Below are 16003 nucleotides of genomic sequence, written 5' to 3'. Positions count from 1 at the left end.
CTATGAAGACACATTTCAAAACTTTTTAAACTACAACACCTCTTACAGCCAAGAACCATCTTCTAATGTGTGCATAATAGTAACTGATACTCCTACTCAAAACGATTTTTATACCGCTATGACTCATGGATTTTCCATAAACAGCTCTTGCCAATATATAACTAACTATTCTGGCACTGATACATACTTTTTTATCAGCAATTACTTATCTTTGTATTAGAGTCTCGCGTAGTATTTTTGTTATTTTTTAACAGAAGTAAGTGTTCATGGTGTTTGTGAACTTGTGCATATATGCATCAAACTTATTGTTGAAGTTATACAATCATTGCCTGCAAGTATTACTGCATTTGTTTTATATCATCCAAGTATCCTTGAAGCTGTAGAGCCCTTCGCTTGTAAAGTTCCATGATATCGTCGTCGCCCATTAAGTAGTACATGGTTCCCATAGCGCTGAAGTAAGTATCATTTATAAATCGTGTTTCACTTTCAGCAAAGTTAACCCAATTTCTTTCGCTTCGTATTAAATCTTCTCTTTGCTTTGGGTTCAGTTTGCTTAAAAGTTCTCTATATACTTTGTTTAAACGTGCATTCCACATTTGTTGTGCTTTTTCTGTACAATTCATCATGCCAGCATCGGTTTGGTGTTTGTCTAAGCATTTATCAAGCCAAGCGTCTATAGGATCCTTTTGTCTAGCGTATACAACATTTGGTAGCAACCCTGCTATTAAAGAAACCGCAACGGCTAAGTTAATTAATTTTCTCATCCAAACCTCCTTTGGTAGTTAAATTTCTAGTCTTAATCTATTTTTTTATTAAATATTATACCATATATAGCTTGTTCTAAAGTGACACTTGAGCTGTGTGCGAGTTCAGTACATTGTGACAAGTATACCAAGGACTAACAATAAGCTGTGATATACTTATCCATTATGTGCTAAACAATTGTTCTAAGTTTTCTATCTCCTGTTGTTCTTTTGTGTTCATATTTTTTAATATATAAACACCTTTTTTCAATTCTTCTGGTCCGATTATTAATGCGTAAGAAGCGCCTAACTTATCAGCTATCTCAAGCTTTTTCTTTAAATTTGACCCTTTGGATACAAGTTCCACCCTTTTCCCTTTCTCCCTTAGTATGTTTGCAACTTTTAAAGCTTCTACTACCGTGTTTTCTATATAAACTACAGCATACAAATCTTCTTTGTATTCGGATTTTAAAAATAACATAATACGTTCTATACCAGCGGCAAAACCCACAGCCGGCGTTTTTGGACCACCCAAACTTTCTACTAAGTTATCGTATCTTCCACCGGCTAAAAGCGTAAGACCATCTTTTATAAACTCAAATACAGTTTTTGTATAATAATCTAAACCTCTCACAAGTCGCGGATTTTCTTTATAAGGCACTCCAAAAGAGTCCAAATAGGTTTTTAGGCTTTTATAATGGTTAGAGCAGTTTTCACAAAGATAATCAATCATCACAGGAGCTTCTTTGGTGAGTTCTTTACAAGTTTCAACTTTGCAATCCAAAACTCTTAGAGGATTTTTAAAGCGCCTTTCCTCGCAATCTTTACATAGTCCTTCGATATCTTTGAGATAATTTGTTAGGGCTTCTCTGTATTTTGGTCTACATACGGGACATCCAATTGAGTTTATTTCAAGCGTAATATCTATATTTAGTTTTTTAAAAGCATCAAAACAAAGCTTTATTATTTCAAAATCGGTGATTGGATTATCAAGGCCCAAAACCTCACAGCCTATTTGATGAAACTGGCGTTTTCTACCAGATTGTGGTCTTTCATATCTAAACATAGGCCCTTCGTAAAAAAGTTTTAAAAAGGGCTTCTTGTAAAGCATACCGTGTTCTATTACCGACCTTACCACTCCGGCTGTACCTTCTGGTCTTAATGCTAATACTCTTTTGCTCTTATCTTCAAAAACAAACATCTCTTTTTGAACAATGTCTGTGATTTCACCCACGCTTCTATCAAAAAGCTCCTTGTATTCAACTATAGGAAGAATTATTTCTTCAAAATTGTATAATCTAAAAAGCTCTCTAAAAGTATTTGTTATATACCTAAATTTCTTGGCTTCTTCAAAGAAGATATCGTCAAATCCTCTTATAGCTTTTATATTTTCCATACTATACCCAAAGAGGTATATCTTTAGCTGGATTTGAAAGGGCTCTTAAATTACCCATCTTCATAGATTCTATATCAAACTTAGTAAGCGGTTTTTTCGTTCTCATAAAATGGTGCATTAAAACACCTGAAGATTCTAAGCCGATACCGCCCATTTTTATTTCTTTTGAGGATAAAAATCTATTCTTTGGGTTTAGTTTGATGGGGTTTTTATACCCTACAAATTGGTATCCATATACTAAGTCGTTTTTTATAAAGATTTTAAAAAACACTCCATCTTTCTCAAAGACCAAAGATTGATCGGCATCATCAAAAAGACCGCCAGAACCAGCTGTTACCTTTTTTGTTTTTACTGCGTTGTAATCAACGCTTCCGGTGTTTATAGTTTTTTTACCTACCATGTTAAAACCAGCTACATAACCTTCTTGAACAGCGGCTGGAAAAAGAGCTATCCACCTGTGATTCCCCCATATATCAACGCTTGAGCATATATCACCAGCAGCGTACAAATCTTTTGAAGATGTTTCTTGATACTCGTTGGTTAGTATACCACCCACAATTCTTCCATTTTCTTTATGTATTTCCACATTTTTAACTACGTTTACAATAGGTCTTACCCCTACTGACATAATCACCATTTCGGCATTTATTTCAAAACTATGGTCGTTTGACAGCTTTTTTACCAATACAGATTTGACTTTTCCGTCTTTTCCTTGGATAGCAATAACCTGATGCCCGGTATAAAAATTTATACCTTCTTTTTCTAAAGCTTGTTGATAAATATAAGACATTTGATGATCAAGCATTCTTGGAAGTATTCTGTCGAATATCTCTACAACGTGCACCTTGTATCCCATGTGTAGAAGCGTTTGTGCGTCTTCTACGCCTATTGGACCTGCTCCTATGATAACAATATCTTTTACCTCGTTTCTTTTTAGGTAATCTTTTATTTTATAAACATCTGGTAAGCTTTTAGCGCTAAACACACCTTCTAAGTCTACACCTTCTATGGGAGGTATAAAAGAATAAGCACCTATAGCCACAAGACACTTATCGTATTTATATGTCTCACCGCTTTTGGTTTTTAGGCTTTTAGTATCAGGGTCTATTTCTACTATTGGAGTTTCTAAAATGATATCAACGTTGTTTTTTTTATAAAACTCAAAGCCACCTTTGAAAAAAAGAGCTTCTTCGCCAATATCTTCTCTAATTACATTTTCCATGCAGTTTGGAGCATAAGCTGGAAAACTCTCAGCGGAAAAAAGCCTTATGGGAACTTCTTTATCTATCTTTCGTATAGCCTCTACGGCACTAACGGCCGCAGGGCCGTTTCCTACTATTACTATCATTTTGTATTTAATATATAGTCAATAAGCGTCCTTACCCCAAAGCCTGTACCGCCTTTTGAATAGTATTTATACTCCTTTTCGGTGAAAGCTGGCCCTGCTATATCAAGGTGAGCCCATTTTATACCATCTGCTACAAACTCTTGTAAGAACATAGCAGCCGTTATCGCACCGCCGTATCTTCCCCCTGTGTTTTTAATATCCGCCACGGGAGACTTTATCTTCTCTCTTAGGTTATCATCGTCTAATGGTAGTTGCCATAACCTTTCACCAGTTTTTTTGGAAAGCTCTAAAAGCGTGTTCCCTAGTTCTTGGTCATTTACGAAAAGCCCTGCAGTGAATTCGCCAAGCGCCACAACGCAAGCGCCGGTAAGGGTAGCCATATCTATGATGACATCTGGTTTTTGCTCAGAAGCATAAGACAAAACGTCTGCCAAAGTAACTCTACCCTCTGCATCCGTATTGTCTATTTCGGCAGTCTTACCGTTTCTAAACACTATTATATCGTCTGGTCTATAAGCTTTGCCATCTGGCATGTTTTCAGCTGCTCCTATAAACCCATGTACTTCAACATCTGGTTCGAGTTTTGCTATGGCTCTCATGATAGCTATAGTGTTGCAAGCACCAGACTTGTCTAACTTCATAGTTCTCATATAATCACCAGTTTTTATATTTAGCCCACCGCTGTCAAACGTAAGACCTTTACCTACTATAGCTAGCTTCTTTCTATTCTTCTTATTCTTCTTAGGTTTATAGATTATATGTATAAACCTCGGTGGAGTTTCTGAGCCCTTACCAACCATCCAAAGGCCGTTCATATTTTGCTCTTGAATCCATTTTTCATCGTATACATTAACTTCTAAACCAACTTTTTCGCACTCTTCTTTTGCTATATTTGCAAGCGTTATCGGATTTATTACACATCCTGGTTCATTTACCAGATTTCTTGCAAAGATTTGAGCATCGGCTACTATACTGCCTATATTTATATCCTTTTGATCACCGTTTAATATATTGACAGCCTCTACATCAAATTTTTCTTCCTTATCTTTGGTCCTATACTTATCGAAATCATAGTTTCCTAGTAAAAGCCCTTCGGTTATAGCTCTTGAATATTTTGTATCGGCTATTAATACAGCTTTAGGTATCTTGTCTTTTTTTAATTTTGCACTTGCTTTTGATGCAACTTCTCTATATACGTCTTCTGTAATCTTATCTGGTTCTCCTAAAGAATATATATAAGTAATGGGGTCTATAAGTTTTATAAATTCACCCTTTTTACCTTTAAACCTTTCGACTTCCATTGTTTTTTCTATAATGGGTTTCAGGCTTTTGAAATTTTTAATATGTTTTTCTAAAAGCTCTAAAGAAGTTCCTTCTATCAGGAAAACTTTTACATCTTCTGGTTTTACACTTTTAACAGAGTTTACAAACATAACCTTGCCATTAAAACCAAACCTAACATGCTGGCTTGGGCTGAGGTATTTTTATCCCGCCATTATGGTGTGTCCATGCCTCAGCAGGCGGTATTTGGACTGTATACATATATTATGCACTAAGTTTAAGCTGATGGCTTAAGACTTTTTTCATGTTTTTTATGGCTTGCCTTATTCGTTTTTCATTTTCTACCAAAGCAAACCTAACATATCCTTCTCCCATCTCACCAAAACCCACACCGGGAGAGACGGCTACTTTAGCTTCTTTTAGCAAGTACATTGAAAAATCCAAAGAATTCATATTAAGAGAAGAGGGTATCTTAGCCCATACGAACATGCCAGCTTTTGGGGGTTTTACATGCCAACCCATATCGTTTAAGCCTTTTATCAACACATCCCTTCTTTTTTTGTATATATCCCTATTTTTTTCTACGAAAGAATAATCTCCGTCTAACGCTTTTATAGAAGCTACTTGAATTGGCGTAAACAAACCGTAGTCTAAGTAGCTTTTAAGATGAACAAGATTCTTAACAAGTATTTCATTGCCTACCATAAAAGCCACTCGCCAACCTGCCATAGAAAAACCCTTTGACATAGAGTAAAGCTCTACAGCAATATCTTTGGCTCCCTCTACTTGAAGTATAGAAGGCGGTGTATATCCATCAAAACCAAGATCAGCATAAGCAAAATCGTGTATTAGCCATATATCTTTTGATTTTGCAAAAGCTACCACCTCTTTGAAAAATTCGAGACTAACAGTAGCCGTTGTAGGATTGTGAGGAAAGCTAAGCACTATGGCTACCGGCTTTTTTAAACTATTTTTAACTAAATTATACAGATTTTCAAGATATTTGTTCTCAAAATCTTCTGAATCAGGTTCTTCTATATTTATGCTTATCACGTTACCTCCGCTTATAATAGGTGCATAATAGTGTATGGGGTATGTTGGATTGCTTACCACTATACTGTCTCCTGGCGATAACATAGCAAGCATAAGATGGGAATAGCCTTCTTTTGCTCCCATTGTCATTACAACTTCTTTATCTTTATCCAAATCTACGTCGTATCTTTTCTTATAAAAATTTGCTATAGCTCTCCTTAAACCTGGTATGCCTTTTGATGCTGAATAACCATGTACATCCGGCTTTTTCGCAGTCTCACAGAGTTTGTCTATAACATCTTGGTTTGGCGGTAAATCTGGATTTCCCATACCCAGATCTATAACGTCTTCGTTATTTTTTCGCATATTTGTTTTAAGCTCATTTACAACAGCAAATACGTATGGCGGTAAATTTTTGATACGCGGAAACATCCAATTATCCATCTTCATTCTCCTCTTCTAACTCTTTGCACTTTATACACATGCTTGTGACTGGCCTTGCTTTCAACCTCTCGTAGGGTATCTCTGTTCCACATATTTCACAATATCCATACGTACCGTTTTCTATCTTAGCTAGCGTATATTCAATTTTTTTAAGTAGTTTCGTTTCTCTATCGGTAGTTCTATATCGTAAAAGCCTAGAACCTTCAAGTCCTCCTCTGTCTAACTCATCTCCACCTGAAAAAGTGACATCTTCTACATCGTCTATTTGTTTTTCCAATCTTTCTATTATCATATTTTTTTGCTCTATTAGCATATTCTTAAGCTCATTCAACTGTTCTTCTGTAAGCATATATAATAATATAATGTATTTTTATCCGAAAAGCTATTAAATTTTTTCACTAATAAGCATTTCTTTTTCTTCATTTTCTACAATTTTATCAGTATACTCAAACATTTCTCTACTTAGATTTTCTAATCTATTTAACGTATCTAAAAGTTGTTCCTTATAATTAAATAGATCTTCACCTTTGTTTATTTTAGACACAATATCGTAAACAAGATTGTGAAATTCCTTATGAAGCTCGCCGATGACGTTAAACTCGTTATATTTTCTAAATCTATTTGCATTTTCTGAGTTATACCATATACCGCATTCACAGCTGTTCTCATCTTTATAATCAAAAGTTAGTTTGTTGATGTATACCGATGTGAAGGTTTGATGCTTGAAAATTATATGGCTTATCTTTTTAGAAAGCATACCGGCTACGTCTGATAAATATAAAACAAGATTTGCGTTGTATTCAGCGGATTTATCAAATTCTTCTATCACATCCTTTAATTTATATATTGACTTTGTAGAAAGGGATGCGCTTTTTATCATCTCGTCAATGCGGTTGCTAGCTTCTTTATTGTATATTTGAAGTTCTGTGATAACTTTCGCAATATCGTCTGTAGCTTTCTGAGTTTTTGTGGATAGCTTTCTTACTTCCTCTGCTACCACTGCAAAGCCTCTTCCCTGTTCACCTGCACGAGCTGCTTCTATTGCAGCATTTAAAGACAACATATTTGTTTGATCAGCAATCTCTCTTATAACGCTTAATATCTTAGTTATACTCTCTGTTTTAGATATAAGAGCTTGTATAGACTCATTCGAATTTTTAATATCTTCTAAAATGTTTTGTAAATCTTTTACTACATCCTCTACATCTTTGGTAGCATCCTTTGATAGCTGAGATGTTTGGGCACTTTGGTCTTTTATTACGTTTAACTTGTTAAATATATTTTTTATGTCTTTTTCTATTAACTTTAGATTAGAAGATATTCCTCCACCTATTTTAGAAAGTTCTTGAGAAAATCTTGCTCTTTCCATAAATCTTTCGTTTTCATCTATTAAATTTAAAAGCTCTTTAAATCCTTTTGCTACCTCAGAAAAACTACCTTTGAATATAGACTCGTCTATTTTTACATCGGTATTTTTACTAGATGCAGCTTTTATTATATTTGTTAAATCTATGATAAAGCTTTCTATTTGATTCAACAAGCTATTTACGCTATCTCTTAATAACTCTAATTCACCAGCATCATGAGTGGTTATTCTATTTGTTAGCTCACCATCGGAAGCTTGTTTTAATACACTGGCAGTATCTTTTATAAACGATTGAACTTTCCTTATATTTACGAATATAAACCAAGCCGCTAAAAAGTTGAAAATATTCAATATTCTGGCAACATCGAAAAGCCCATATTGGTAAACTTCTACCGCCAACGATATAGTAAAAATTACTATAGATAAAATATTAGCGTATTGAATCTTTTCTAACGAGGATAACCTTTTCATAGAAAATATTATAACATAGAATGTTCATTCATTTTCTTAAAACAGGAAAAGCTAAAAGTAAACCTTTTATCACAAACTGCATTGCTAAAGCCATCAAAAGCACCCCCATAAGTCTTGACAGTACATTTATACCAATCCTTCCCAACAACCTTGTAATTTTATCAGAGCTTTTAAAAACCAAAAATACTCCAAAACAAGCAATTCCTATTGATAAAACCAAGAGTGCGTGGTAAAGAAAAGTGTGGGCTGATGATGCTATAGTTATAACAGTGCTTATAGCTCCTGGCCCAGAAAGTAGTGGAATTGCTAATGGTACTACCGATATGTTTTCTTTTTGCTCTACTTCTGTCAAGTCCTGACTAGAAGCCCTTTCTTTATGTGGTTGTCCAAAAATCATATTCATAGAAACAAAAGCAAGAATTATACCACCACCTATTTGAAAAGCATCAATACCTATACCAAATATTTCAAAAAGAATATCTCCAAATACTACAAAAAATATCAATATAAAACCAGCGTACATAGAAGATTTTCTAACTACGTAAGCTATATCTTCCTTTGAATAACCAGCAGTTAAACTAACTAATACCGGTAAAGCACCGAAAGGATTTAGTATCGCAAATATAGATATGCTATATTTTATTACAAAATATAAATAGTTTACTATTTCGGCTCTTTCCATTTACTTTTATTATAAGTTATTAATTGTAGAAGCATAAGGATTAAATAAGTGATGATCAATCTCGTATATGAAGACGAAAAATTTATATAAATATGGGGTAATTTTAAATATTTTATTAGAAAAGCTGTATATATCAATATTATAAAAAGCGTGAGCAAGAAAAACTTTTTATTTAGCTTTTTTAAACTAACAGCTATTATTAACATTGGTAAGATATATATGTAAGGATGGTATTTCACGATAAAATCAAGAAGCTCGTTAGCTTTTTTTACGCTTATAAAAATACTCAACACAAGACCCACTATACTGTAAAATATAGTTATAGGATAAGCTTTCTGTTCTTTTAAGCTTTTTATATTAAACAATATTATTATCAAAGGTATTATATAAACAAACAAAAATACATATCCAGCATAATAATTTACTGTATCTAAATAAAACATTGTACGATATCTTATACTTTCCTCAAAAGCTTCTATAAAAGCTAATATAGAAATTAAAATAGATAAAGCTATTGGTATATAAAATTTACCTTTCATCGTTTTTAGGCTTTTTGGAAAGTAAATAGTAAAAAGTAGGTACATAAACCAAGCTTAAAAATGTACCTATTAGAAGACCGCCTATAGCCACAGCCGCAAGAGGTGCCAATCTTTCAAGTCCTATAGCCCATTCCAAAGCTATTGGTATCATACCAACGGCGGTTCCAAAAGCTGTCATTAAAACCGGCCTTGTCCTTAGTCTTATGCTTTCTGATATGGCTTCTTTTAGATTCATGCCTTCTTTTTGTCTTTCTTGAATAAAATCTATCAAAAGTATTGAATTTTTGACAATTATGCTTCCTAAAAGCACAAAACCCATAATAGCAGGCAAAGAACCATGTTTGTCCATTATGAGTAAAGCCCAAGCACCACCTATTGCACCTAGAGGTATTGCAAGCATTATGGCAAGCGGTGAACGCCAAGAACCAAATACAGGAACCAAAACAAGGTAAAGAAGCACTATACCTATACCTATAGCCTTTGCCATCCTTCCCATGGCATCCGTCATCATTGATATATCACCAGTTTGCTCCATTTTTACGTTTGGTGGCAATTTTATATGAAATTTTTTAAACTCTCTATAGAAGCTATCCATTATATGGGTGATTGGATATGTGGACCTATAGCCGTAAAGGTCAAGCGTGTATTCCATGGCCTGCCTTGTAATAAGCGTAGGCTGATGACTTACGACAAAATGTCCAAACGCCTCTAAAGGTATAAAACCATCAGGCGTTTTTATAGGATAGGTTTTAAACTTACCAATTTTGTCTCTATCGTGATTATAAGCTATAACCCTTATAAGATAACCAGTTTGATTTGGTATAGTAAAGACAGAAGATACAACGCCGCTTAACCCTTGAGCTACTTGAGAAGCTACGTTAAAAGGTGTAGTATGATAAAAAGCGCACTTTTGCTTATCTATTTTAAAATCGTACTCTATGGCATTCATGTCCCAAGATCTTGAATAAGATTTTAGTCCCTTTGTATGGGCAAGCACTTTCATAATTTCGCTACCCGTTTCGTTTAAGGCTTTTAAAGAAGGGCTAAAAAGCGTAACATCAAGATTTGCCGTTATAGAAGAAACAGCGGTAGCCCCATAATCGTAAACGTTTGCATATTCTACATCCGGTAGCTTATGTATGAAATTTCTAATCTCATCTTCTAACTGCCACAAAGTTTTTGTTCTTTTAAAACGATTTACAAAATGTATAGTCATTGATACTTGGTATGGCGTACCACCACCTATTGTAAAAACCCCTGGCTCTGTGCCGATAGCGGTTGATATTGTCTTTGTCACGTATATGTTATTTGATTTTAGGCTATATATGAATTTTTCTATCTTAGCTGTTTCTTTATCTACTTGATATATAGAGGTATTTGGGTAAAAAGTGATTTTTGCTATAGCGATACCTGTATCCATAGGTGGCATAAGGTCTCTTCCCTCTAGCGGCATAATATCTCTTAGGCTTATTACAAAAAGCAGCACCCCAAGTATCATGAAAATCCTCATAGCTATTTTGTTGTTTATCATAAGAGCGTTCCAGCTTATATAAAAGTTCTTTAAAGGGTTTAAAACTTTTTCTACAACATTGTTTATAAAAGCCTCAAATGGGAGCTTTTTTGTCTCCGATTTTAAAAATCTTGTACTAACTATAGGTATAAATGTTATAGACACTATATAAGATACCAAAACAGCTATTATAAGAGTCCCAGCCAAAGGTCTAAAGATACGCTCTGGATAGCTACCTACAAATAGAAGTGGTAAAAGCACTACGGAAGTAGACAATGTCCCAGCAAATACCACAAGCATAACCTCTTTAGTACCATCTACAGCTGCCTGTATTGGACTTTTGTGAAGCTCAACGTAATGCCTTTCTATATTTTCAAGTATCACTATGGCATCATCCACTAGCATGCCGAGTGCAAGTATTATGGCTGTTAGAGTTACTAAATTAAATTCTATTCCAAGTATCCACATAACACCTATGGTAGCAGCATAGACAAAAGGGATAGACATAGCTGAAATAAGAGTCATCCTTAAATCTGCTAAAAATATAAAAATTACCAAAGAAGTAAATATTATGGCATCTCTTAAAGCCTCAAACATATTTGTATTGGAAAGTTCTATGAGCCTTTTTTGAGAATCTGCTACTTGTATGTTTAGCTCGGGAAATTCATTTCTTAATTTTGGCAAAAGCTTATAAACTGCGTTTATAGTAGTAAGGGCAGCTCCTCCATAAGGTCTTTCTATGGCTAGTGCTATAGCTTGATGTTCGTTTGCTCTGTACATAGACCGTGGGTCTTCTATACCGTATTTTACGGTGGCAACGTCTTTTAACATCACATTTGGAGTTATGTATATATTTTTAATTTGATTTAAAGTTTTTGCCTCTGTTTTTAATTTAAATACGTATTGGGAGTGTTTGTTTAGAACTATTCCCATTGGCACATCTTTGTTGGCAAACTTTATAGCATCTATAACATCTGAAGGGGTTAGGTTGTAAGCTGCTAGTTTTATAGGATTTATTTCTACATCTATTTCCTTTTGATAGCCGCCAAAAACATCCACGTTTGAGACTACGCCGGTTCTTAAAAGAGATGGTTTTATATAGTTTTCTGCTATATATCTTACATCACCTAATGATAAATTGGAACCCTTCTTAGGCCAAACCCCTAGAACTACTACGGGAGGAGTGTAAGAGGTAATTTCGTATATGGCAGGTTCTTTTATATCCGATGGCAATAAACTTTTAATTTTTGTAATAGAGTTTGCTACATCTGTTTCTGCCTGGCCAATACTTTTGCCATAATGAAACTCTGCTGTTACCACAGAAAGTCCATCTTGGGAAACAGAATAAACTCTTCGTACTCCATCTATGGTATACAGCTCTCTTTCTATTACAGAGCTAACGTGATCAGCTACATATTTAGCAGATGCTCCTGGTTCTACTGTTACAACTGCTACTTGAGGCCTATCAGAAGGTGGGAAAAGGTCTCTTGGCAAAGAAAAATAACCTATTATACCAAGAAAAAGAGCCAAAATAAGCCCAGCAAATACTACATGAGGTTTTTTAAGGTAATAATTTATCATTTATATACCTCTATTTTTTCACCTTCCTGAATAGATAGCATCTCTGATCTGTTTGCTAAGCCAAGTTCTACGTTTGGTGGTATATCTTTTGTACAAAAATATTTACTATTTCTTGCTTTTGGTGTAAATTTAACCCAATGGACTCTGTTGTCTACAATCTCAAGCGCAAAATAGCCTTTTGAGGTGTGGTTCACAGCATCATTTGGTATAATGGTGCCTTCACAAAACCCTTTTGTTAAATATGTTTTTATATACATATCTGGTACGGCGTTTATATTGTTTGAATTTGTGTAGAGTTTTATCGTCACCATGTTGTTTTGGGCTTTTGGTATAATAGTTTCTACAATTGCCTTTTGGATTTTTCCGTTTAATTTTATAGTTTCTTCATCTCCTGCTTTTACATACTTTATAAAGCTTTCTGGCACATCTACATAAATTTCATACTTACCGCTTGTGCCCTCTAAATCAACTATGGGTTTGCCAGGTATCGCCAAATCCCCTTCTTTTAAATAGCGCTTAGATACGACACCATCAAAAGGAGCAACTATGTTTGTATACTTTAAATCATCTTCTAAACTTTTAGCTTGATTGCCAACGGCGGCTATTGATTGAGACAACCCTTCTATTTGTTTTATAGTAGACTCGTACTGAGCTTTAGCCTCTTGGTATAAATCTTGAGATTTTTCAAAAGCCTCTTCTGAGATAGCCTTATTCTCGTAAAGTACCTTGTCTCTTTGAAAAATCTTTTTCTGGTTTTGATATTTCACCATTAAAGCGCCTAAATTTTTCTTTAAAGACTGCTGTTGGAAAGAAAGGGCTTGCTGGTTGTTTCTTAGAGCATTTATATTGGCTACTATATTAGAATTATCTAACTTTACCAGTAAATCTCCTTTTTTTACTTTTGTTCCTTCTTTTGCTACGTACAAAATATATGCGCTTACCCTTGATGATATGCTAGCTTCATCTTTTGGTTCAAATTTTCCTAAAAATACCTCTTTATCAGCTATTTTCCCCTCTTGTGTCGTTGTCCTTTTTAATACGATAGGATACGCCTTTGCTGCTTTTTCAGCTTCTATATACTCTTTTCTTTTTATAAAAGCATAGATAGCTAAAACTATTATGCTTAGACCGATTAATATACCAATAGCCTTCCCTTTCATAATTTTTCTCCTAAAACGTAATCCATATATTTTTGAACAAGGTATAATGTGTATTTATCTTTGTACATGTTGGCAAGCGTGTTGTAGTAATTCGATATAGCTAAAAGCGTATCGTACATATCCCCTGCTCCTGTTTTATACTTTAGTTCCTCTATTCTCATAACCTCTTTTGCGTAAGAAAGGGCTTTTTTAGAAGCTTCAAGATTTTCTTTTGCAGAATTTAGCTTTGAATACGCTTCCACAACCTCTTTTCTTATGTTAAGAAGCGTTTGATCGTAATCTCTTTTTGTGTTTAGATATTCTTTGTTGGCAGACAGTATATCAAAGTATCTTTTTCCAAAATCAAATATAGGCATTGAAGCCATGAGGTTATAACTCCATTGAGGTTCTTCTGCTCCACCGCCTATTATTTTTGTATACGTGTAGTTAAAGTATATATTTGGCAAATAAGAGGTTTTTGCTATAAACAGTTTGTTTTTAGCTATTTTTTCGTTTTCTTTTGCCATTTTTAGCTCATATCTATTTTTTAAAGCGATGTCTATAAGATTTTTTAAGCTTTTAAAGTGTTCTTCTTGAATTTTTATAGGTTCAAAATGCCAGCTTATAGAGTCTAAGCCTGTCAAAGTATTTAGAGATGCCTTAACTGTGTTTATGTTGTCTTTTATTGTTTTTATAGTAGATTTTGTAAGAGCTAACTCGTATTGAACCTTCATTAAATCCACAGGAGCAAATTTGCCGAGATTGACTCCAAGATTTACATCTTTATATAACTCTTGCAGAGCGTTGAGCCTTTTTTCTTCAGCCAAAAGCTCTTTTTTAAGAATAATACCATTTATATATAAAGAATATACGTTAAATACTATCTGTCTTTTTGTAAGATGGTAATTGTATTTCGCAATCGTTGAAGCTAAATCAGATATTTTTATATTTCGTAAAAGCTTAAAACCTGTAAAAAGAGGAACTGTGTAAGATACTGACACGGTTGTCATATTGTAAGCACTTGGTGGAATTGAGCTAGGAGAAAGAGGTAGCTTTGGTACAAAAGGTATAAGAAGCCTTGGGGTGTTGTATTTAGAGACATCGGTGTTTAACTCTACTTCACCAAATTTTGAGACTATCGCTTGCTTATGCCGTTGTTGTTTTATATATATGTTGTTTTTAGCTTTTAGTATATTGTTGTTGTGCTTTAAACTAAGCTCTATGGCTTTATCCAAGCTAAGAGAAAACGAGCTAACACTTATAAAAAGGTTGAACAGTAAAATTTTAGCTTTCAATTTCATACAATAAACCTTTAATCCTTTCTTTTATTATATCCCTTACTTCTCTAAATATGTTAATATCGTTTGTCTTGGCTGGATCTTTTATACCCCAATGCAAATGTTTTACGTTTGGTATATTTGGACACGCTTCTTCATCGCAAAGAGTTATATACATATCTAAACTATTAAGAGGAATATCTTCAAGGGATTTCGGATATTGACTTGATATATCTATACCATCTTCTTTCATTACCTCTATAGCCAATGGGTGTATAGCTTTTTGGGGGTTTAAGCCAGCCGAATATACATTGTGGTTTTTTAAAAAATACTTTCCGTAGCCTTCTGCTATTTGACTTCTGCAGGAGTTTCCGACGCATATAAAAGCTATGTTCATGATTTTACCTCACAGTACATGTTGTCTATATCTTTTATTTCTACACCTTCCAATATAAATTTCTTCAAAACTCTTATAATTTCGTTGTTTTCGTTTAAGGAGTAATACGTCCATTTACCTTCTTTTCTAGCTTTTAGTATAGAAGCGTTTTTCAAAATTCTAAGATGAAAAGAAATGCGCGGTTGTGACATATCAAAATAGCTCATAAAACTACACACACATACTTCTTTTTTTAACATAACTATTTTTACAATTTCAAGTCTTATATCATCAGAAAGTGCGTAAAATATAAGTCTTAAATCTTTTTGAGTCATTTTACTATTACTTTAGACTTTTCCATAGAAGCTTCTATGTCTTCTTTAGATATATCGCCTTTTAGCTCTATGCTAAGCTTTCCGTTTTCGTTTTTAAAATCCATAAAACTAACACGAGCCTTCATTTCATTGCTCATACACTCACACTTCCCAGCTTTACAGTTTTCTACTATTTGTCCTATCTTTTGTGGGTCAACATCTTCTTTTATCTCTATGACAACGCCGTCTTCGGTTTGTTTTAACTCGCTAACATCCTTAATCTTTTTGCCTTCCATTGTTACTTACCTCCTTCAAAAGTTATATTTCATTATATAAAAAAATTTTTATATATAAAATGATTTTACTCAGCTATTTTGCTTTACGGTAGATTTACTTACGATTATTTCTAAACTATAAAGTAAATATCATTTAACATTTTTATAAAAATTTTATTTTTTCATTACAATTTCACTTGACTATTTTATATTTTCTTTATCTTTTAAA

Annotated in this window: 16 protein-coding genes; 1 reads left to right on the top strand and 15 read right to left on the bottom strand. The window is 33.9% G+C overall.

Annotation, left to right across the window (positions count from 1 at the left end):
• On the top strand, window positions 1-220 hold a 220-nt coding region (locus ACP5S8_RS05875), incomplete at its 5' end, for a hypothetical protein (RefSeq protein ID WP_461876081.1).
• Between the two features lie 118 nt (window positions 221-338).
• On the opposite strand, the gene ACP5S8_RS05870 is transcribed toward ACP5S8_RS05875, so the two are convergent.
• The 15 genes from ACP5S8_RS05870 to ACP5S8_RS05800 all read right to left on the bottom strand — a co-directional run bounded on the left by ACP5S8_RS05870 (window position 339) and on the right by ACP5S8_RS05800 (window position 15795).
• A complete protein-coding gene (locus ACP5S8_RS05870; RefSeq protein ID WP_461876080.1) occupies window positions 339-764 on the bottom strand; it encodes a lysozyme inhibitor LprI family protein in 426 nt (141 codons plus the stop codon).
• Window positions 765-927: 163 nt separating this feature from the next.
• Window positions 928-2139: a histidine--tRNA ligase gene (gene hisS, locus ACP5S8_RS05865; protein WP_461876079.1), complete on the bottom strand. Its 1212-nt coding sequence runs from the start codon at window positions 2137-2139 to the stop codon at window positions 928-930.
• A 1-nt stretch (window position 2140) separates the two neighbouring features.
• Window positions 2141-3487, bottom strand: coding sequence for an NAD(P)/FAD-dependent oxidoreductase (locus ACP5S8_RS05860; protein ID WP_461876078.1), 1347 nt, complete (start codon window positions 3485-3487; stop codon window positions 2141-2143).
• Complete coding sequence (locus tag ACP5S8_RS05855; RefSeq protein WP_461870943.1) at window positions 3484-4920, bottom strand: leucyl aminopeptidase; 1437 nt, start codon at window positions 4918-4920, stop codon at window positions 3484-3486. The genes ACP5S8_RS05860 and ACP5S8_RS05855 overlap by 4 nt, the downstream gene beginning before the upstream one ends.
• 112 nt (window positions 4921-5032) lie before the next feature.
• On the bottom strand, window positions 5033-6244 hold the full coding sequence (locus tag ACP5S8_RS05850) for an aminotransferase class I/II-fold pyridoxal phosphate-dependent enzyme (RefSeq protein ID WP_461870944.1): 1212 nt from the start codon (window positions 6242-6244) through the stop codon (window positions 5033-5035).
• Window positions 6237-6593, bottom strand: a complete 357-nt coding sequence (locus ACP5S8_RS05845) for a TraR/DksA family transcriptional regulator (protein WP_461870945.1) — start codon at window positions 6591-6593, stop codon at window positions 6237-6239. Before ACP5S8_RS05845 ends, ACP5S8_RS05850 begins: the two co-directional genes overlap by 8 nt.
• Before the next feature lie 36 nt (window positions 6594-6629).
• A complete protein-coding gene (locus tag ACP5S8_RS05840) occupies window positions 6630-8081 on the bottom strand; it encodes a methyl-accepting chemotaxis protein (protein WP_461876077.1) in 1452 nt (483 codons plus the stop codon).
• 28 nt (window positions 8082-8109) lie between these two features.
• Window positions 8110-8763: a MarC family protein gene (locus ACP5S8_RS05835; RefSeq protein ID WP_461876076.1), complete on the bottom strand. Its 654-nt coding sequence runs from the start codon at window positions 8761-8763 to the stop codon at window positions 8110-8112.
• Window positions 8745-9302, bottom strand: coding sequence for a hypothetical protein (locus ACP5S8_RS05830; RefSeq protein WP_461876075.1), 558 nt, complete (start codon window positions 9300-9302; stop codon window positions 8745-8747). The genes ACP5S8_RS05835 and ACP5S8_RS05830 overlap by 19 nt, the downstream gene beginning before the upstream one ends.
• On the bottom strand, window positions 9292-12393 hold the full coding sequence (locus ACP5S8_RS05825) for an efflux RND transporter permease subunit (RefSeq protein WP_461876074.1): 3102 nt from the start codon (window positions 12391-12393) through the stop codon (window positions 9292-9294). The genes ACP5S8_RS05830 and ACP5S8_RS05825 overlap by 11 nt, the downstream gene beginning before the upstream one ends.
• Window positions 12390-13553 (bottom strand): efflux RND transporter periplasmic adaptor subunit, encoded by a 1164-nt coding sequence (locus ACP5S8_RS05820; protein ID WP_461876073.1) that lies wholly within the window; start codon window positions 13551-13553, stop codon window positions 12390-12392. Before ACP5S8_RS05820 ends, ACP5S8_RS05825 begins: the two co-directional genes overlap by 4 nt.
• Window positions 13550-14833: a TolC family protein gene (locus ACP5S8_RS05815; protein ID WP_461876072.1), complete on the bottom strand. Its 1284-nt coding sequence runs from the start codon at window positions 14831-14833 to the stop codon at window positions 13550-13552. The genes ACP5S8_RS05820 and ACP5S8_RS05815 overlap by 4 nt, the downstream gene beginning before the upstream one ends.
• The gene (locus ACP5S8_RS05810) at window positions 14817-15206 is read right to left on the bottom strand and encodes an arsenate reductase ArsC (protein ID WP_461876071.1); all 390 of its coding nucleotides are present in this window, start codon (window positions 15204-15206) and stop codon (window positions 14817-14819) included. The genes ACP5S8_RS05815 and ACP5S8_RS05810 overlap by 17 nt, the downstream gene beginning before the upstream one ends.
• Window positions 15203-15520, bottom strand: a complete 318-nt coding sequence (locus tag ACP5S8_RS05805) for an ArsR/SmtB family transcription factor (RefSeq protein WP_461876070.1) — start codon at window positions 15518-15520, stop codon at window positions 15203-15205. Before ACP5S8_RS05805 ends, ACP5S8_RS05810 begins: the two co-directional genes overlap by 4 nt.
• Window positions 15517-15795 carry a hypothetical protein gene (locus ACP5S8_RS05800; protein WP_461876069.1) on the bottom strand — a complete coding sequence of 93 codons (279 nt, stop codon included), beginning with the start codon at window positions 15793-15795 and terminating at the stop codon, window positions 15517-15519. The genes ACP5S8_RS05805 and ACP5S8_RS05800 overlap by 4 nt, the downstream gene beginning before the upstream one ends.
• Window positions 15796-16003: the final 208 nt, after the last annotated feature.

The organism is Hydrogenobaculum sp. (genome assembly GCF_049967395.1).
Lineage (GTDB): Bacteria > Aquificota > Aquificia > Aquificales > Aquificaceae > Hydrogenobaculum.
This window is presented reverse-complemented; position numbering and strand designations above follow the sequence as displayed.